The sequence below is a fragment of the Streptomyces fuscichromogenes genome, from assembly GCF_014645815.1.
GTDB lineage: Bacteria > Actinomycetota > Actinomycetes > Streptomycetales > Streptomycetaceae > Streptomyces > Streptomyces fuscichromogenes.
In genome coordinates, this window is sequence record NZ_BMML01000032.1 from 41,413 (window position 1) to 59,236 (window position 17,824).

General features: G+C 70.4%; 15 protein-coding genes and 1 pseudogene. 11 read left to right on the top strand and 5 right to left on the bottom strand.

The window, feature by feature from the left end:
• Positions 1-29: 29 nt before the first annotated feature.
• A complete protein-coding gene (locus IEZ11_RS43245) occupies positions 30-1,022 on the bottom strand; it encodes an SMP-30/gluconolactonase/LRE family protein (protein ID WP_189268565.1) in 993 nt (330 codons plus the stop codon).
• Between the two features lie 769 nt (positions 1,023-1,791).
• Here IEZ11_RS43245 and IEZ11_RS43250 point away from each other — a divergent pair.
• From IEZ11_RS43250 to IEZ11_RS43260, 3 genes are all read left to right on the top strand, one after another.
• Entirely contained in the window at positions 1,792-2,109 is a 318-nt protein-coding gene (locus tag IEZ11_RS43250) for a glycoside hydrolase family 78 (RefSeq protein ID WP_189268566.1), read from the top strand.
• A 165-nt stretch (positions 2,110-2,274) separates the two neighbouring features.
• Positions 2,275-3,249 carry an aldo/keto reductase gene (locus tag IEZ11_RS43255; RefSeq protein ID WP_189268567.1) on the top strand — a complete coding sequence of 325 codons (975 nt, stop codon included), beginning with the start codon at positions 2,275-2,277 and terminating at the stop codon, positions 3,247-3,249.
• 159 nt (positions 3,250-3,408) lie between these two features.
• Positions 3,409-3,792 (top strand): nuclear transport factor 2 family protein, encoded by a 384-nt coding sequence (locus tag IEZ11_RS43260; RefSeq protein ID WP_189268568.1) that lies wholly within the window; start codon positions 3,409-3,411, stop codon positions 3,790-3,792.
• 385 nt (positions 3,793-4,177) lie between these two features.
• On the opposite strand, the gene IEZ11_RS43265 is transcribed toward IEZ11_RS43260, so the two are convergent.
• Positions 4,178-4,606, bottom strand: coding sequence for a hypothetical protein (locus IEZ11_RS43265; RefSeq protein ID WP_189268569.1), 429 nt, complete (start codon positions 4,604-4,606; stop codon positions 4,178-4,180).
• 377 nt (positions 4,607-4,983) lie between these two features.
• Positions 4,984-7,020, bottom strand: a complete 2,037-nt coding sequence (locus IEZ11_RS43270) for a GMC family oxidoreductase N-terminal domain-containing protein (protein WP_189268570.1) — start codon at positions 7,018-7,020, stop codon at positions 4,984-4,986.
• A 231-nt stretch (positions 7,021-7,251) separates the two neighbouring features.
• Here IEZ11_RS43270 and IEZ11_RS43275 point away from each other — a divergent pair, with 231 nt between their 5' ends.
• On the top strand, positions 7,252-7,875 hold the full coding sequence (locus tag IEZ11_RS43275) for a TetR/AcrR family transcriptional regulator (protein ID WP_229713713.1): 624 nt from the start codon (positions 7,252-7,254) through the stop codon (positions 7,873-7,875).
• Between the two features lie 1,007 nt (positions 7,876-8,882).
• Positions 8,883-9,491 carry a mycofactocin system transcriptional regulator MftR gene (mftR, locus tag IEZ11_RS43280; protein ID WP_229713714.1) on the top strand — a complete coding sequence of 203 codons (609 nt, stop codon included), beginning with the start codon at positions 8,883-8,885 and terminating at the stop codon, positions 9,489-9,491.
• Positions 9,492-9,514: 23 nt separating this feature from the next.
• Here mftR and mftG read toward each other — a convergent pair whose 3' ends face one another.
• Entirely contained in the window at positions 9,515-11,062 is a 1,548-nt protein-coding gene (gene mftG / locus IEZ11_RS43285) for a mycofactocin dehydrogenase MftG (protein WP_229713715.1), read from the bottom strand.
• A 169-nt stretch (positions 11,063-11,231) separates the two neighbouring features.
• Between mftG and mftA the strand changes: the two genes are divergently transcribed.
• From mftA to mftF, 6 genes are read left to right on the top strand one after another with little or no spacing between them, the layout of a single operon-like run.
• Positions 11,232-11,369 carry a mycofactocin precursor MftA gene (mftA, locus tag IEZ11_RS43290; protein ID WP_189268573.1) on the top strand — a complete coding sequence of 46 codons (138 nt, stop codon included), beginning with the start codon at positions 11,232-11,234 and terminating at the stop codon, positions 11,367-11,369.
• 11 nt (positions 11,370-11,380) lie between these two features.
• On the top strand, positions 11,381-11,656 hold the full coding sequence (gene mftB, locus IEZ11_RS43295; protein WP_229713716.1) for a mycofactocin biosynthesis chaperone MftB: 276 nt from the start codon (positions 11,381-11,383) through the stop codon (positions 11,654-11,656).
• Complete coding sequence (mftC, locus tag IEZ11_RS43300) at positions 11,653-12,882, top strand: mycofactocin radical SAM maturase (RefSeq protein WP_189268574.1); 1,230 nt, start codon at positions 11,653-11,655, stop codon at positions 12,880-12,882. The genes mftB and mftC overlap by 4 nt, the downstream gene beginning before the upstream one ends.
• On the top strand, positions 12,875-14,101 hold the full coding sequence (gene mftD, locus IEZ11_RS43305) for a pre-mycofactocin synthase MftD (RefSeq protein WP_189268575.1): 1,227 nt from the start codon (positions 12,875-12,877) through the stop codon (positions 14,099-14,101). Before mftC ends, mftD begins: the two co-directional genes overlap by 8 nt.
• A gap of 17 nt (positions 14,102-14,118) precedes the next feature.
• Positions 14,119-14,877, top strand: coding sequence for a mycofactocin biosynthesis peptidyl-dipeptidase MftE (mftE, locus tag IEZ11_RS43310; protein WP_229713717.1), 759 nt, complete (start codon positions 14,119-14,121; stop codon positions 14,875-14,877).
• The gene (gene mftF / locus IEZ11_RS43315; RefSeq protein ID WP_189268577.1) at positions 14,874-16,259 is read left to right on the top strand and encodes a mycofactocin biosynthesis glycosyltransferase MftF; all 1,386 of its coding nucleotides are present in this window, start codon (positions 14,874-14,876) and stop codon (positions 16,257-16,259) included. The genes mftE and mftF overlap by 4 nt, the downstream gene beginning before the upstream one ends.
• A 399-nt stretch (positions 16,260-16,658) precedes the next feature.
• On the opposite strand, the pseudogene IEZ11_RS52650 reads toward mftF, so the two are convergent.
• Positions 16,659-17,135: pseudogene (locus IEZ11_RS52650) on the bottom strand (amidohydrolase family protein); the annotation flags it as partial.
• Positions 17,136-17,824 lie beyond the last annotated feature (689 nt).

Sequence of the window (17,824 nt, forward strand, 5' to 3'; positions counted from 1 at the left end):
GCCGGGCCTGGGTCAGGACTCTGCCTGGGTCACAGAGCGCAGAAGTTGATCTTCCCGCGCTGCAGTCGGGCGTTGTGGGGTGCGTTGAGTCCACCGTCGGTGACATACAACTCGTTGCCGCTGACCGCGGTGGCGCTGGGCGAGGCCAGACCGTCGGCGTGGGTGAGAACCGTCCGGACCCTCCCGTCCGGATAGATCACGGACACCTTGTCCGGGGCGTTCTGGGCCGCGAAGACCACGTCGGAGCGGTCGTTGAGGAAGCTGAAGTCGTCGACGCCGTCGATGTTCTCGGTGATGACGTGGATGCGGCCCGGCTTGCCGTCGGAGGAGACCGGGATGCGCAGCAGGCTGTCCTTGGCGAGGTTGGAGACCCAGACCGAGCCCTTGTGGAAGCGCAGGCCGTTGGCTCCGAAAGGCACGGCCTCGGTGCCGACGGGGGCGAGCGCCGCGTCCGTCAGCCACGCCCTGGCCTTGCCGCCGGCTACGGGCACGGCCCAGACCGTGCTCTTGAGGCTGTCAGCGACGTATATGGTCCGGCCGCTCGGGTCGATGGCCATGCCGTTGGGCAGGCCGTCGGTGGGCAGTGCGGCGAGTCGCTCGGGTGCGTTGCCCGGCGCGATCTTCCAAACGCCGGAGCGGGCGGCGTCGGAGGACCAGACGTTGTAGTAGACCGTGCCGTCCCTGCCGCGGATGTTGCCGGTGATGCCGTCACCCTCGGTGGAGGTGGCGAGAACCGTCCGCTGTCCGGAAGGCGAGATGCGCACCAGCGAGGGCGCCTTGCCGGCCGCCGCGCCGATCATCGACAGGGTGATGGACCGATCGGGGTTGAGAGTGATGTTCTCCGGGATCTGGCCGGAGGCGTAGTCGAACGCGGCCACCGTGTGCACGGCGCCGACGACGGGTTCGGAGTGGTGGTGCGTCGGCGTGGCGGCGAAGGCGGTGGGCGCGGACACGAGGACGGTCGCGGCCGCGGTGGCGACCGTGACCGTCCGCAACCTCTTCTTCAGGGATCTGTCAGACATGGAACTTCCTTGCGTTGCCGAATCCTGTCCGTGTTTCCTCAGCGGCAGAATCAGGGTGATGACATAGGAGTGACATGGCGATGACCTCTGTGAGAGGTCCATCGCGTGCGGCGGTTCGGGAGAGCGGGCCCAAGGCCGGTCCGAGGTACTGACCCGTCGGACACACCGGAGGGCCGGACTGCGGTGCTGGGACGACAAGCACGTGGATCGGGTGTCTGCTTCCCGGCCGACCGCCGAATCAGTGTCGCAGTGGAAGATCAGGGAAAGCCACACAGCAGGGGGGCCGTGTCACTACCAGGAATCGTGCTCCCCGGCTCAGCGCACCCCGTTTTCCGCGGAGGTGCTTCGGATGCTCGGCCTCCGCCATGCAGGCGCCGCACTCCGCCACTGCCAGGCGCCGCAGATCCGGCGCCGAACGGTACGCGTCCTTGGCTGAGGACTTCGACAATCCGCTGATGGGCTCGTCGACGGACTCGAGGCCGGTCCGCGATGTGGGGCTGCGAGTGAGGAGGACGGGGTTCTGACGCGGCGGCCGGTCGGCCGCTTTGACGAACAGGGGAGGAGTTTTGCAGGAAGTCGACTCGGCCCCTTCCACGGACGACGCTCTCCCGTAATCTGCGTCCTGAACTCTTGAGCATGATCGCCTGCAGGTTGATGAGCTGGTGCGCAGGTGCGGTGACCTGAGACCGAGCGCATCCGATGGCCGGGCACTTCGTCGAAGGCGTCTGATGCACGGTTTGCCGCCGACGTCGGCGCCGACCCCGTCCGGGTGGAGATCGACCTCGGCACCGACACCGACCCCGACGCCGTACGCCTCTTCCCGCGCACCGACACGGCGGGAGCCGGGGGCGGTACCGCGGGCTTCCCGGTCGACTTCACGATCCAGACCCGCCCGGACGGCTCCAGCGTCTGCACGGCCGTCCGCTCCGTCACCGCCGAACCCAACCCCGGCGGGCTCGTGCAGACCTACGGCTTCCAGACCACCACCGCCCGCCGCCTGCGCCTGCAGGTCTCCAAGCTCGGCACCCCCGCCGCCGACGAGCCCGCCAAGTACCGCTTGCAGCTGGCTGAGATCCGTATCAGCTAGGGCGCGGAGCCGGGGGGCCCTGACACTCCCTGGAACGCCACTCCCCGGAACAACGCGGTCTCCCAGGTGGCGCGCAGCTGCAGCAGGCTGAACTGTGGTTTGAAGATCGGGTTCTCCCGGCGGGCGTTCGCGTGCGCCCCCGAATCAGAGCGCAGGGAGCGGATGATGAAGTACATAAGGCTGGGCGGTCTGGAGGTTTCCCGGATCGGCCTGGGCGCGATGTCGATGTCGCACGCCTACACCGGGGCCGGCACGGACGACGCGGAGTCGGTCCGTACCATCCACCGGGCGCTCGACCTCGGCGTCACCCTGATCGACACCGCTGAGATGTACGGTCCTTTCACCAACGAGGAGCTCGTCGGCCGGGCTCTGAAGGGGCGCCGCGACGGTGTCGTCGTCGCCACGAAGTTCGGATTCATGTCGCACACCGGCCGCGCAAGCGGTGTCGACAGTAGTCCGGCGAACATCCGCATCGCCGTGGAGGGCTCCCTCAAGCGCCTGGGCACGGATTACATCGACCTCTGCTACCAGCACCGCGTCGACCCGGACACGCCCATCGAGGACACCGTCGGAACGATGGCGGAACTGGTCGCCGAGGGCAAGGTACGTCACATCGGACTCTCCGAGGCGGGCGTGGCGACGATCCGGCGAGCCCACGCCGTCCACCCGGTCGCCGCGCTGCAGTCGGAGTACTCCCTGTGGACTCGTGATCCGGAGGCCGAGACGCTGCCTCTGCTGCGGGAACTGGGCATCGGGTTCGTGCCCTACTCGCCGCTCGGCCACGGTTTTCTCACCGGGCAGATCCGCTCTACCGACGGCTTCGTGGACACCGACTGGCGTAAGAACAACCCTCGCTTCACCGGTGAGAACTTCCAGCGCAATCTGCATCTGGCCGACGAGGTCAGGTCGGTCGCCGAGGAGGCCGGGGCGACGCCCGCGCAGGTGGCCCTGGCCTGGCTGCTGGCGCAGGGGGACGACATCGCTCCCATCCCGGGCACCAAGCGTGTGGAAAGGGTGGAGGAGAACATCGCCGCCGACGGCATCGTGCTCAGCGTCGAGCAGATCGAGAAGCTCGACAACCTGCCCGCGGCCGCGGGCGGCCACCATGACGAGGCGGGAATGCGTCTGCTCGGCCGGTGACCGTTGTCCCGCGTGTTCCGCGCTGGCGTCGTGCGGGTGCGGGGAGCTGCCGAGCTCTGCACCCGCACGGCGTCACCGGCGCGCGCCTCTGCGACGACAGCCACGCCTGCCGTACCTGCGTCGGCTGGCGGTAGGACCGTACCCGTTCTTGGAGCCATCGTGCAGTCATCAGCCGATCAGAGCGCACGCGAGGAGATCTCCGGTGCTCACCACGCCTGTCTGACAGCCATGGACGAGGGGGACACCACGGCACTGGATCAACTGCTCGATGACGGGTTCACCCTCACCCACATGACCGGATACGTGCAGCCGAAGGCCGAATGGCTGGCCCAGATGCGGCAAGGCCGGTTCGTCTACCACACCATCGATCCGAAGAGCATGACGCTCCACATCCATGGTGACGAGGCTCGCCTCGTCGCCCTAACCGTCACAGACGCGACCGTGTACGGCACTCGGGCGCACTGGCGGCTTCAACTGGCCACCGATTACACCGTCCGCGCCGGCGGTTGGATCGCCCTTCGCACCGTGGCCACCACGTGGTGATCGGGAGGAACTCGTCGGCCGCTCCGGGAGGTACGCGGGTGTCATTCGGACGGACGTCGAGACAGCCTCACCTCCTCGATGTCGTCGATCTCGTGCTCGTCGCACAGCCGTCGGACGGCGGCGCGTTTGCGGGAGAGGTCGCAGGTCAAAGGGCTGGTGTGACCGGTTATCGGGCTGCTGACGCTGGTCGTCGACAGCTGTCCGCGGAGCAGATCCTCTGTCAGCGGTCGACTTCGAGGTTCGTTGGAACGAGCAAGCCGCGCAGGAGGCGGGTCGCGTGGGCGGGGTCGGTGCGCAGCTTGGTGAGGGTCCGCCAGTTCCTGAGGTGGGCGAAGCCGTGTTCGACCGGTGCCCGTGTGATGGCCGGGACGCGGTTGGCTGCCTTCTAGCCCGGAGTGAGCTTGTGGGTGCGGCTGGCGTGGAAGCCGGTGACGATCACGGGGTCGCGTACCTCGTTGTCCAGGCCGCGGAAGCCCAGATCGGCGAGGGCGCCGAGGCCGGCGGCGCGCAGCTGGGCCAGCATGCGGTCGTGACGGGCAGCGGATATCCAGATCGGGCGGCCCTTCTCGTCCGTCAGGCCGGGGAAGTGCAGGCCGTGACGATGGTGTTTGCCGGAGTGGTCCTGCCGGTCGGCCTTCCCGGTGCGGCGCTGGGTGGGGTTGGGGGTGCCGTCGGTCAGGACCACCTCCCCGCCCCGCTCGACGACCTTGTTCAGAGCGCGGTCCAGGCGCGGGGCCTGAGCGGCGAGCAGGGTGACCAGCTCGTCGCGCCAACGGCGGACAGTGGACTCGGAGGCGCTGTTGCCGCTGGCCATGTCGGCCAGTCGAGCGGCAGACGGCCCACATTGACAAGACCTCCAGGCAAAGACGACTCAGGCGTCCGTCCGCCCTGCCCCGTCGCTGCCTCCGACGCTCGACAACTTGTCCCGACGCTTGATCCGCCGCCGAGACCACTCCGCCGGATGATCTACTCCGGAGACAGCGTGAGCACCCCGAGAGCTGGCTATACCAAGCCCTTTGACCTGCGACTTCAAGTTGACGGAGGCTCGGTGGGTGGTCCCGGGGATGTCGATCGGTTCTGGGGGACGGAGGATGCCGCTGCACCGGACCGGTGGGCGGTCAGAAGCGGAGCGTCACAGATGGTCCGCGTCGTGGCGGGGCGACCCGGCAATCCTCGTGGCGGGGCGGCCGATCACCCCTGGTCCAGCCAGGAGCGCGCCACCCGCAGGGAGTTGGCCGCGATGGTGAGACCGGGATTGACGCCACCGCTTGACGGAAGCAGGGAGGCGTCACACACGTAGACGTTCGGTGCGCCGTGCAGACGGCCGTAGCGGTCGGTCGCTCCCCTCCTGGGGTCGTCCGCCATCCGCGCGGTCCCGCACGCGTGTTCCGTCGCGGGAATGCGAGGTGTCGACTGCCTGGTGCGTCCGGCAAGCAGGTCGGTCGGCTGGGAGCAGCCGGTGGCTTCGAGCCATTTCATGGTGACTCTCGTCAGGTAGGCCCGATTGTCCTCGGTGGCCTGCACTTGTGGTCCGGTGACGATCGGCGCCGGTACGCCGTTGGCATCGCGCAGGGAGGGGTGAAGGCGGACACGTCCGTCCGGTGAGGACAGTTCCTGGGCCATCGACATCAGACCCACGAAGCGTGGTGCCATCTCCCGCATCCACTTCTTGTGTTCACTGCCGTACAGGCCGCCGCCGAAGCGCCCGGCCATGGTGGAGAGCATCAGCGGGTACAGAGAGAACATGTCGAACACGACCCCTCCACCTATCGGCGCCTGCCCGTCGTGGACGAAGTCCAACGTGGCCACGGAATGCCCCGGGCTTCGGAACAGGCCCACCGCCTCCGGTGCGATTCCAGCCACCATGCTTGCCGAGTGGCCGTGCAGGAAACGTCCGACGTTGTCGTTGCCGAGGCCGCTGGCGAGGAGCAGACGAGGGGTCTCGATCGCTCCGGCCGCCACCACGACCCGGTTGCAGGAGATGGTGCGTTCGGCACCGTCGACCAGCATGCGCACGCCCTCGGCCCGCTGCCCGCGGTGGGAGATCCCGAGCACCGGAGCGCCGACCAGGAGATCGCAGCGCCCGGTGCGCAGAGCCCGCGCGAGAAACGTATTGTGTGCCCCGTTCTTCGCGTCGACCGGGCAGGCGTGGCCCACGCACTGGCCGCACCTGGCACAGGGCGGCCGGCCGTCCCGCACCACACTGTTGACGGCGAAGGGAATGGGGCCGGTGCGCACGCCGATTTTCTCACCCGCCGTACGGAAGAGGGAACGTACGGCGTCATCAGGCAGAGGGGGCATCGGGTATCCGCGGGAGCGCGGGGTCCGGGCGCTCAGGGCTTCGTCGTGGCCCGCGACTCCCAGCTTCCACTCGGCGTCGCTGTAATACGGTTCCATCTCGTCGTAGCCGACAGGCCAGTCGAGAACGTCGGCGCCCTCCGGTGTGCCGTAGGTGGTGGCCATTGCGAAGTCCTCGGGGAACAAGCGCCAGGACATGCCCTGCCACAGCCGGGTGCCTCCACCGACGGTCATGGCGACCAGGCCCCAGATGTCACCACCCGCCGTGGCGTCGATCACCTGCTCGGTGCCGTCCGCCAGCACCGTTACTCGGGGATGGCCGGGACCCGGTCCCACCGATGTGGCGTACACCGAGCGCTTGCCGTGCAGATGGTCGCTGCGAAGTTCTTCCGTCGACATGGCGGCGGCGCGCTCGACGACCAGGACGTCCGCTCCTGCGGCGGACAGCACCGACGCGGCCACGGCACCGCCGAGGCCCGAGCCGACGACGATGGTGTCGTAATGGGCCCTGATCTCAGAGTGGGCAATGGTCGAGGCCGGTTTCACACGTGCGACTGTCGGCCCAGGAGCGAAGCCCAGCATCTCCCATCCCGCAGGCGCGTGAGCGCTGTCCCGGCCGTAGAAGCCCTCGTTGGCGATGCGTATGGCGGCGAGCAGTGACTTGGCTGCTTCCGGGTCGGCTTCGGCGGCCGCCAGCAGGCGGTCCTGCTCGGCGGTGTTCCGTTCGCCGAAGTCCGGTCCGTCGCCACAGGCGCGGGTCAGGAAGTCGGCGAGGTGCTCCAGGGGCGCGTGGGACCAGACGAGGTCGGCGTGCCACTGGGCGCGCAGGTAGTCCCGCACTCCGCCGTTCCAGCCTCCTGGCCACTGATCGGCTGGAACAAGCCGATTGAACACGGCTTCCAGCAGCCGTTCGTTCGCAACGAGGCTCATTGCCCCACTCTCCTGTGTCGTACGGTCACGAAAGCTCGTACAGGGGATATGGCGGGCATGGCGGCTCCCGCGCCCGTTCGTGCGAGCCAGGGCGGCCGGATCGCGCCCCTGATGCCGAGGCGGCGAGCTGAAAACAGACTGTCGGTCTGTGTTGAAAAACTATCGGCGTTCTGTTTTCGGCGCAAGGGTTACGATCACCACATGGCTGGTCGAGGTTCGTACGCCAAGGGTGTGGCGAAGCGTGAGGAGATCCTCAAGGTCGCCCTGGAGATCGTGGCTCAGGCCGGCTACAGGAACGCGACCGTCCGCCAGCTGGCGGACGCGGTCGGGCTCAGCACCACCGGGTTGCTGCACTACTTCGGGAGCAAGGAGAACCTCTTCACAGAGATCGTGAGGAGGCGCGACAAGATCGACATAGACGCCGCCGACGATGCCGCGGCGCGCGCCCCGGACCGTCACGGCGAACTCATCCACGACCTTCCCGACCGCGTCCGGCGCAGCGCCGATGTGCCCGGTCAGGTGGAGCTCTATGCACGGCTGGCCGCTGAGGCCATCGACCGGCATCATCCCTCCCATGTCTATTTCGAGAACCGGTACGCGTGGGTGCGGTCCAGGTTCGCCGCCAGTCTGAGAACCGAACAGGAGGCGGGGCGTCTACCGGTCGACGTCGACGCGGACCGGCTCGCGGGCATCTTGTTGGCGATCGTGGACGGGGTCCAGCTCCAGTGGCTGTACGACCCGAGCTTCGATATGGCGGAGCACCTTCGGTACGCATTGGCTCTGATCGGCTTCGGGGATGCGGCTGACGGGATGTGCGAGAACGCGTCACTGGACGACCCTGCTCGGCGTCCTTGAACATAAGCGCTCGACGCGGTCGGAGGGACACTCCGCTTCCATCGCCTTTCCGGCGAGGAGTAACTCTCCCGCACCCGAACTCCACTGCGGCTGCCGATGCCGGCGTCACCGTTGAGGGCCGACCGCAATTGCTCCCACCCGGCGCAGGCGTTCCCGGGATCGAGTCCCATGTTCCGGCGTTGCCGCTCGACCTGACGCGTGCGCATTTCGTCGGCATCGGAGGGCTGGGCACCGAGTACGCGACTGCTCCGGCGGCCGACATCCGCACGGCCCGGTTCCGGCATCAACCGCATATCACCATCACCGGCAAGGCAGACGACAGGCCTGCCCGAACCAGGGCGCGAGGCGGAGGCTGCGGCCTCACCGGCCGCAAGGAGGGTTCGAAGTCGTTGCCGGGTTCCCCGCGCCATCCGCTGCGCACGAATGTGGGGCCGGCGACTGCCCACGTTCTGCCGTCCATACGCAGAGCTTTTGGGGCAAGGGGCAGCAGTCATGATCGCGGAGCCCGCACGCGCCTTGAGGCGGGTGCTCCGACGGCGGGCGCGGGTTGCTTGGCGTGGAGTCTTGGCGCGCTGTGTCCAACGGGTGTATCCCGATATGCATGTCGACTCCATGACCGCGATTACGAAAGGTGGGTTCGTGTAACTGGTTCTGACAGAAAGCCGCGAAAGGAATCCTTTTCGCGGCAATCCGGAGTGGCGCGCTGAGTCGCTTTCGATAACTGAAGTCCGGCGAGTCCAAGATAATTGAGAAATCTCTCCGACCGTCTGACTGCCGCGTGCTGGACTGAATGGTCAACGGCATGCTCTCCTTCGTGTGGCGCATGGGCCCGGCCGGCGCTTCAGGCCTGCCGATCGCTCGGTCGATGTGAGGCGCCGGGGCCGTGCCTGATGTGTGATGGGAGGATGGCGCCGACGCCGCGCGAATCGCCGAGGTCGCCGCTCGTCGTGGGCGGCAGGTCATGCCAGTCGAAGGGACCGAGAATGGAGTCGCCTCGGGGGAACGCGGTGGTCTCTGTGGGGTCCGCCCGGACAGGACGGCCACGGGCGACGTCACGGGCCGCACTCGAACGGCTGGGCTTCGAACTCTTCGCCCGGCGCGGTTTCGACGACACGACCGTCGACGACATCGCCGCCGCGGCGGGTATCGGTCGCCGTACCTTCTTCCGCTACTTCGCCTCCAAGAACGACCTCGTGTGGGGCGACTTCGAGGATCAGCTCACCCGGCTCGAATCCCTGTTGGCCGCGGCCGACCCTGACCGGCCGATGATGGATGCGGTACGCGAGGCGGTCGTCGAGTTCAACCGGTTCGATCCGGCGGTGGTGCCGTGGCACCGGCAGCGCATGACCCTCATCCTGCGCGTGCCGACCCTTCAGGCGGACTCGGCCGTGCGGTACGCGTCGTGGCGGGTCCTGGTCACCGAGTTCGCCGCCCGTCGCCTGGGCCGCCCCGCCTCCGACATGCTGCCCCGGCTGATCGGCAGTACCGTCCTGGCCGCCTGTGTCACCGCGTACGAGCAGTGGCTGGCCGACGAGGACGCCGACCTGAGCACACTGCTGGACCTGGCCGTGCGGCAACTCGCCGACGGATACCGGGATCTGCCCCCACGCGGCTGACCGTGCCCGCGGCGCCGTGCCGTTCACGGCGTCGGATCGTGTCGCATGGCCTCGGCGACGACCTCGCCGATGAGGACGGCGGTGGCCGCCGGACCCCTGAGCGGAGGGGTCGGCAGGATGGATGTGTCCGCGACTCGCAGACCTTCGACACCGTAGACCTTGCCGTAGGGGTCGACGGCGGCCCGGGGATCGTCTGCGGGTCCCAGGGGGACCGTGCCACAGGTGTGGTGGGACGTGCCGAGATGCCCGAGGGCCCAGTCGTCGAGCAGACGGTCGTCGCCCAGTACCTTCGCACCGGGCCCCGCGAGTCCTCCGGAGACCTCCGCGAAGTCGCCCGTACCGATCAACTCGGCGGTGACACGGACCGCTTCGCGCATGCGGCGCCGGTCGGCTGTGGTCGACAGGTAGCCGTAGTCGAGTCCCGGAGGCGTCGCGGGGTCCGCGGACCGGATGCGCATCCTGCCGGTCAGCCGCGGTGTCTGGACGGAGACGAGGAAGGCGAGCGGCGCGCCGGGTACGGACGTCTTGCCGCCCGTGAGGCCGGCCATCGGAACGAGGGACTGGAGAATCTCCAGATCGCCCGGATGAGTCCCGTCCGACGATGACAGGTGCAGCGCGCCGCCGAGCCACGAGCCGACGGGGGCCGGCAGGGGCCGCCGGGGCGTCCACTCCAGGGCCACCTGCGGATGGTCGCCGAACCGGACCCCGACGGCCGGGGCGTCCCGGACGACGGGCACACCGAGGGCGGCCAGTCGGTGGCGGGGGCCGATGCCCGAGAGGAGGAGCAGCTGGGGGGAACGCAGTGCGCCGGCGCAGAGCACGACCTCGCCACCACGTACCGTCCGGCGGTGTCCGTCCCGCTCGACCACCACGCCGGTCGCACGATCGTGCTCGACGACGACCCGGAGGACCGTACTGCCCCCCTCCACTCGGAGGTTGGGGCGGCCCGACGCGCTCAGCAGGTGACTGATGCCGGTGTTGACGCGCACTCCGTCCACGACGTTGCACGGCACCGGACCGAAGCCTGGGGCGCCTTCGGCGTTCTTGTCCGGCTCTTCGGGAAATCCCAGCCCCCGGGCGGCCGCCCGGAACGCGACGGCGGCGGGATGACCGAGATCTGTGCGGCGCACGTGCACCGGCCCGCGCCCGCCGTGCACCGGGTCGGCGCCGTGGTCGAGGTCGGTCTCCAGCGCGCGGAGGAACGGCAGCATCCGGTCGTACGACCAGGCCGCGCCGCCCGCGCCCGACCAGCGGTCGAAGTCCGCCCGCCGGGCTCGGACGAAGTACCCGCCGTTGACGGTCGTCGAGCCGCCGAGGACGCGGCCTCGTGGGACGGTGTACGGACGCCCGGGAGCCAGGTGGACGGCGTACGGCTCCACGGCGGGATGCCCGGGTTGGGCGCCGGGCACCAGCCGGCCGTCCAGCAACTCCGCTGCGAACGCGGATGGTTGACACGGCGCCGGACCCGCCTCCAGCACCAGCACGGTACGGCTGGGATCCTCGCTGAGCCGCGCCGCGAGCACGGCACCGCTGCCACCGGCCCCGACGACTATGACGTCGGGGCTTCTCACGGGCGCCCGTTCGATATCGGGGAGTGACACAACGTCAAGTACCTGTCCAGCGCGGCGATCTTCATCCATGACCCCTTGAAAGCTCAGTACGGTCCGACGTCTTCACTTTTGGCGCTCGGTGTCATTATTCTCCGGGTGTCCGATGGGAGCGATGCCCAGGGAGAGTCGCATGAACGAGCTCCACGCCACCCCGCCCGTCCCGGTCGGCGAGAACCAGGACGAGAGGACCCCGACGGAACAGTCGCTGATCGAGGCCGACGAACTGATCGAGGAGGTCTCCATCGACGGCATGTGCGGCGTCTACTAGGGCGCGCCGCCGTGACAGCGATCGACCTCGACCGAGCCTGGGACCTGCATCCGCAGGTCTCTGTGCGGCCGGAACCCTTCGGCGCGCTGCTCTACCACTTCGGCACCCGCAGGCTGTCGTTCCTCAAGGACCGTCGGCTCCTGGCCGTCGTCCAGGCGCTCGCGGACGCGCCCACGGCCCGTGCCGCCTGCCTGGCCGCGGGTCTCGCGGAGGACGAACTGTCCCGCTACGGCCGGGCTCTCGCCGTACTCGCGCAGTCCTCGATGGTCGTCGGGAGGACCTCATGACCGCCACGCCCACCTCGTCCCGGCTGGTCGACCTGTTCGAGTACGGGCTCGACGCACCGATCTGCCTCACCTGGGAGCTCACCTACGCCTGCAACCTGTCCTGCGCCCACTGCCTGTCCAGCTCCGGCCGCCGTGACCCGCGCGAGCTGAGCACGGCCGAGGCCAAGGCCGTCATCGACGAACTGGAGGCCATGCAGGTCTTCTACGTCAACATCGGCGGCGGCGAGCCCACCGTCCGCCCCGACTTCTGGGAACTCCTGGACTACGCCACGAACCATCACGTGGGCGTGAAGTTCTCCACCAACGGCGTCCGCGTCACCTCCGAAGCCGCCCAGCGCCTGGCCCGCAACGACTACGTGGACGTCCAGGTCTCCCTCGACGGCGCCACCGCCGACGTCAACGACGCGGTGCGCGGCCCCGGTTCGTACGCCACGGCGGTCACCGCCTTGGAGAACCTCGCCGCCGCCGGCATGCGCAACTTCAAGATCTCCGTGGTCTGCACCCGGCACAACATCCCGCAGCTGGACGACTTCAAGGCGCTCGCCGACCGCTTCGGCGCCCAGCTGCGCCTGACCCGGCTGCGCCCCTCCGGACGCGGCGCCGACGTCTGGGACGAACTGCACCCCACGGCCGGACAGCAACGCGAGCTGTACGACTGGCTGCTGGCACACGGCGAGAACGTGCTGACCGGCGACTCCTTCTTCCACCTCGCCGCCTACGGCCAGGCGCTGCCGGGCCTCAACCTGTGCGGCGCCGGCCGCGTGGTCTGCCTGATCGACCCGGTCGGGGACGTCTACGCCTGCCCGTTCGCCATCCACGAGGAGTTCCTGGCCGGCAACGTCCGTGAGCCGGGTGGGTTTTCCAGGGTGTGGCGCGACTCGGAGCTCTTCCGTCGGCTGCGGACACCGCAGCACGGCGGCGCCTGTGCCTCCTGCGCGTTCTACGACACCTGCAAGGGTGGCTGCATGGCCGCGAAGTTCTTCACCGGGCTCCCGCTGGACGGCCCCGACCCCGAATGCGTGCAGGGGTACGGTGAAGAACGCCTCGCCCGCCGCCGGCCCGGGACTGCACACCTTCCCAAGCCCGCCGGGGACCACTCCCACCGGACCGTCTCCCGCCCGGTGGACCTGGTACTCACCCGTCGCCCACCGGTGACCGAGTGCGCCGAGAATCCCCTGGCCGGGCTGGACCCGACACCTACCGGAAATGGCGGAACCCATGCGTAGGAACCCCTGGTTCGAGACGGTCGCCGAGGCTCAGCGCCGGGCAAGGAAGCGGCTGCCCGGTTCGGTCTACGACGCACTCGTCGCGGGCTCGGAGCGCGGCCGCACCATCGACGACAACATGGCGGCCTTCGCCGAACTGGGCTTCGCACCGCGCGTCGTGGGCCACCACGCGGAGCGCGACCTGTCCACGACGATCCTGGGTGTGCCCACGGCGCTGCCCGTGCTCATCTCGCCGACGGGAGTGCAGGCGGTCGACCCGGAGGGGGAGGTGGCCGTGGCACGGGCCGCCGCGAGCCGGGGCGTGATCATGGGCCTCAGCTCGTTCGCGAGCAGGCCCGTGGAGGAGGTGGCCCTCGCCCAGCCGGACCTCTTCTTCCAGCTGTACTGGAGCGGCACGCGCGCGACCATGGTGCAGCGTATGGACCGGGCCCGCGCCGCGGGTGCCAAGGCCCTCATCGTCACCCTCGACTGGTCCTTCTCCCACGGCCGCGACTGGGGCAGCCCCGCCATCCCCGACAGGATCGATCTCAGGACCGCGCTCCGGTTCGCTCCCGATGTCCTGCCCCGGCCCGGGTGGCTGTGGCGGTTCGCCAGGTCGGGACGCGTCCCCGACCTCACCGTCCCCAACCTGGCGGCCCCCGGCGGCGCGGCCCCGACCTTCTTCGGCGCCTACGGCGAGTGGATGCAGACCGCACCGCCCACCTGGGACGACGTCGCCTGGCTCCGCGAGGAGTGGGGCGGCCCCTTCCTGCTCAAGGGCGTGTCCCGGGTGGACGACGCCAGGCGCGCGGTCGACGCCGGTGTCTCCGCCCTCTCCGTGTCCAACCACGGAGGCAACAACCTGGACACCACCCCGGCCACCATCCGCCTCCTCCCCGCCATCGCGGACGCGGTCGGCGGCCAGGTCGAGGTGCTGCTGGACGGCGGGGTCCGCCGCGGCGGCGACGTGGCCAAGGCACTCGCCCTGGGCGCCCGCGCCGTCCTGATCGGCCGCGCGTATCTGTGGGGCCTCGCGGCGAATGGACAGACCGGTGTGGAGAACGTCCTGGACATCCTGCGCGGCGGGCTGGACTCCGCGGTCCTGGGCCTCGGGCACTCCTCCGTGCACGAGTTGGGGCCGGGCGACCTGGCGGTACCTCCCGGTTTCCGGCTGACCCTGGGCAGCGAGGAGCTTCCGGCGGCCCGGGCCGCACACGCCGCCGGGCCCACGGCTGCCTGAGCATGCAGGGGAATGACGTGCAGAGGAGCGTCACACCGTCCGCCCTGGCCGATGCCGTCTGGCCGGCTGTGCCGTCCGGTGCGCTCGTCCTCGTCCCGGTCGGCTCCACCGAGCAACACGGCCCCCATCTGCCGCTCGACACCGACACTGTCGTCGCTTACGCCGTCGCCCGGCGGACGGCCGCCGCCCTCACCACCGAACCGTATGCCCCGCCACTCGTCGCGCCGGCACTGGCCTACGGAGCGAGCGGTGAGCACGCCGACTTCCCCGGCACCGTCTCGATCGGGCACGTGGCCCTGCGAGCGGTGATCGTGGAGCTGACGCGCTCGCTGTCCTTGTGGGCCGGCCGGACCGTGTTCGTCAACGGCCACGGAGGCAACACAGCCACCCTCGACACGGCCGTCGCGCAGCTGCGCAGCGAGGGCCACGACGTCGGCTGGACCGGCTGCGGGATACCGGGCGGTGACGCGCACGCAGGCCGCGCCGAGACCTCCCTGATGCTGCACCTGGACCCCGGGCGGGTACGCCTCGACGCCGTCGTCGCCGGCGACCCGCGTCCCTTGGCCGCGCTCCTGCCGGAGTTGGTCTCCCGTGGCGTCCGGGCGGTTTCGCCCTGTGGCGTGCTGGGTGATCCTGCCGGGGCCTCGGCCGAGGCGGGGCGCAGGGCGCTGGACGCGATGGTGTCCGCCACCGTTCGCCGGATCGGCGCGTGGAATTCCGACGCCCGGGGCCGCCTGACCGATCCTGACCCGCTGACGAAGCCGGTGGGACGATGACCCTTCCCCGCGGCTTCGTCGTCGAACTCGACCGGCACGCGCGCTTGGTCGACGGCGGCCGCGCGCTCCTCGGCGGCCACCCGACCCGGCTGCTCAAACTGACCCCGAGAGCGCGCCGATTGCTCGTCGGCCGCCTCCTCCCCGTCCGGGACGCGGCGAGCGCACTCCTCGCCGACCGGCTGCTTGACACGGGCCTCGCCCATCCGGTGGCCGCCGCCCTTCCGCCGCCTGCCGACCCCCGCTGCACGGTGGTTGTTCCGGTCCGCGACCGACCGCGTCAACTGACCCGGTTGCTGCGGAGCATCGGCACGACCCACCCGGTGATCGTGGTCGACGACGCCTCCCGGGACCCGGCCGGCGTCGCCGCCGTCGCCGCCGCACACGGCGCCCGACTGGTCGCCCTGGCCGCCAACGTAGGGCCCGCCGGCGCGCGCAACGCCGGGCTTCGTCTCGTCACCACCCCGTACGTGGTCTTCGCCGACTCCGACATCGTCCTGGATCCCGACACGGTCCCGACCCTGCTCCGGCACTTCGCCGACCCCCGGGTCGCGATGGCCGTACCCAGGATCACCGGCCTGCCCACTCAGGCCGCCAGCTGGATAGAACGGTACGAGAACTCCCGTTCGTCGCTCGACCTCGGCGCCCACCCTGCCCCGGTACGGCCCGGCACCCCTGTCTCCTGGGCCTCCTCGGCCTGTGTGGTGGCCCGCGTCGACGCGCTGGGGGAGGGTTTCGACGCGGGCATGCGGGTCGGAGAGGACGTCGACCTGTGCTGGCGGCTGGTGGCGGCGGGCCGCCGGGTACGGTACGAACCGGCCGTCAGAGCGGCGCACGAACACCGGGTGCGCTTGGGGGACTGGCTGCCGCGCAAGGCCTTCTACGGCACCGGGGCGCAGCCCCTTGCCGAGCGGCACCCCGAGTTCGTCGCGCCGGTCGTGTTCGCCCCGTGGAGCGTCGCCTTCGCCGTTGTGCTGTTCGCCGGGCGGCGCTGGTCGGCGCCGGCCGCGGCGGGCGTTCTCGGCGTGGTCACCGTACGCATAGCCCGCAAGCTCGACGGCACCCGGCACCCGTATCGGCTGGCCGTGCGGCTCACCGGCAACGGAGCACTCGCCACCCTGGCCCAGACGGGGGCGCTGTTGACCCGTCACTGGTGGCCGTTGACGGCCGTCGGCTGCGTGTTCTCCCGCCGGATACGACGGGCCGCGGTGGTCGCCGCCCTGGCCGATACAGCCCTGGAGTACCGGCGCGACCAGGTCACTCTCGATCCCCTCCGTTACGGCATCGCCCGCCGCCTGGACGACCTCGCCTACGGGGCCGGCGTATGGCTCTCCGCCCTCCGGGCGCGCTCCGTGGCCGCGCTGCGGCCCCGCGTCATCCGCTGAGCCGGCACACCGGTCCCGGTCAGCGGAAAGCGCGTGCCCGACGGCTGTCTCCCGTCCGGACGCCGAGGTCGTCCCGCCGTCGGGGCGCGCGCGGCGGGCGATGGACCAGTCACCAAGAGGCGAGTGGCGTGACGCACGAAGTGGTCGGCTGCGTCGAGGAGCCGGGCCCCGGCAGGGCAGCACCTTCCTGGACGCCACGGCGGGCCTCGACCGAGACGGCTGGGCGGGGGCAAGTATCGCTCTAGTGGCGGCGGTGCTGGCCACCGCCGCTCTGCTCGCCGCCTTCTGGCGCCCGGGGACCGCGTCGGAGCCGGCGCCCAGCCCCGAACCCCTGGAGCAGATCCGATCAACGGGCACCACCTGAGGGTCAGTTGACGCCGTTCCCATGACGGATCCCCCCCCGACGAGCGTCAGCCGCACGAGATCGGCCGACGGATCCGCCAGGGCAACGGCCAGCGGGACGGTGAGCAGGACGAGGTCGGCCGGCGAGCCGGGGCCAAGGCGCGGGGGAGGGGAGCCAGGGGCGTACGACGGTGAGAGGTACGACACCAGCGCCTGGGCTGCGGTGAGGCGTTCGGCGCGGTGTGCGGTCCGGCCGCCGGGGACGCGGCGCGTGGTGGCCGTCCGGATCACGGACCAGGGGTCGAGCGGCCCGTACGGCGCGTCGCTCGACAGCCCCAGCGGGATGCCGACGTGCAGGAACGACCCACAGCGGTAGGGGTCGGCGTGTTCCGCCGTCGGCGTGGCGGCCAGGAAGTCGTCGCCGCGGTCGGCGAGAAAGCCGGGCTGGGTAACCACGCGCAGCCCCAGCCGACGTACGACGGGCAGGGCCTCGCCCGGGACCACGGCCGCGACTCGACTCGGTCGCCGGGGAGCACGCCGGTCAGCTCCAGCGCCGCGAGGAGTGGAGCGAGCGAGACCGCCGTGACCGTGTGCACGGCGACAGTACGGCCCAGAGGCGGTGTGCGGCGTCGGTGACCGAGGTGATGCCGTAACTGCTGCCCCGACGGCCTATGGCCGCCAGGGACGGCGGGGCCGCCTCGGGAAGGCGCTCGCGCAACCAGGCGTCGGCACGCCACAACCGTCCCGTCGGGTGTCCTGCGGCATCGCGTTCGATGCCGGGATGGCGTCCGTGGACGAGACCGACCCGTTCAGCCGCGCGGGAGTCGAGCACCCACAGAGCCCCGCTGCGGTGCTGTAGGCGCAGCGGGACGTCCGCGCGCAGCGTGTCGAGCCCGGCGGCATCCAGTGGTCCGGCGACGCGTTCGTGGTAGCCGACGCCCGGACCCAGCCGTATCGGTCCGGGGCCGCCTGGTGCAAGGCCGCCCGCAGCGCCCCGCGGTCGGCGACTCGCGGAGGACCGCATCGCACGGAAGAGAACTCGGCTCCCAGCGCGCACAGATGGAGGTGATGGTCCGTCAGGCCGCGCAGGAAGGCCCCGCCCGCCGCGTCGATCTCCTCCTCACCTGGTGCACGCACCAGCCCCGCACCGAGTTCCTCGACCAGCTCCCCCGGATGCGGATGGAGCACCGCCGGCCGTCGACCTCCGCGTCCCGAACCAGCAG

What these genes read in the sequence shown, in the direction of transcription:
- IEZ11_RS43245 (WP_189268565.1), bottom strand. Translation starts at nt 1,022, where the DNA reads ATGTCTGACAGATCCCTGAAGAAGAGGTTGCGGACGGTCACGGTCGCC.
- IEZ11_RS43255 (WP_189268567.1), top strand. Translation starts at nt 2,275, where the DNA reads ATGAAGTACATAAGGCTGGGCGGTCTGGAGGTTTCCCGGATCGGCCTG.
- IEZ11_RS43265 (WP_189268569.1), bottom strand. Translation starts at nt 4,606, where the DNA reads ATGGCCAGCGGCAACAGCGCCTCCGAGTCCACTGTCCGCCGTTGGCGC.
- IEZ11_RS43270 (WP_189268570.1), bottom strand. Translation starts at nt 7,020, where the DNA reads ATGAGCCTCGTTGCGAACGAACGGCTGCTGGAAGCCGTGTTCAATCGG.
- mftA (WP_189268573.1), top strand. Translation starts at nt 11,232, where the DNA reads ATGAACGAGCTCCACGCCACCCCGCCCGTCCCGGTCGGCGAGAACCAG.
- mftC (WP_189268574.1), top strand. Translation starts at nt 11,653, where the DNA reads ATGACCGCCACGCCCACCTCGTCCCGGCTGGTCGACCTGTTCGAGTAC.
- mftD (WP_189268575.1), top strand. Translation starts at nt 12,875, where the DNA reads ATGCGTAGGAACCCCTGGTTCGAGACGGTCGCCGAGGCTCAGCGCCGG.
- mftF (WP_189268577.1), top strand. Translation starts at nt 14,874, where the DNA reads ATGACCCTTCCCCGCGGCTTCGTCGTCGAACTCGACCGGCACGCGCGC.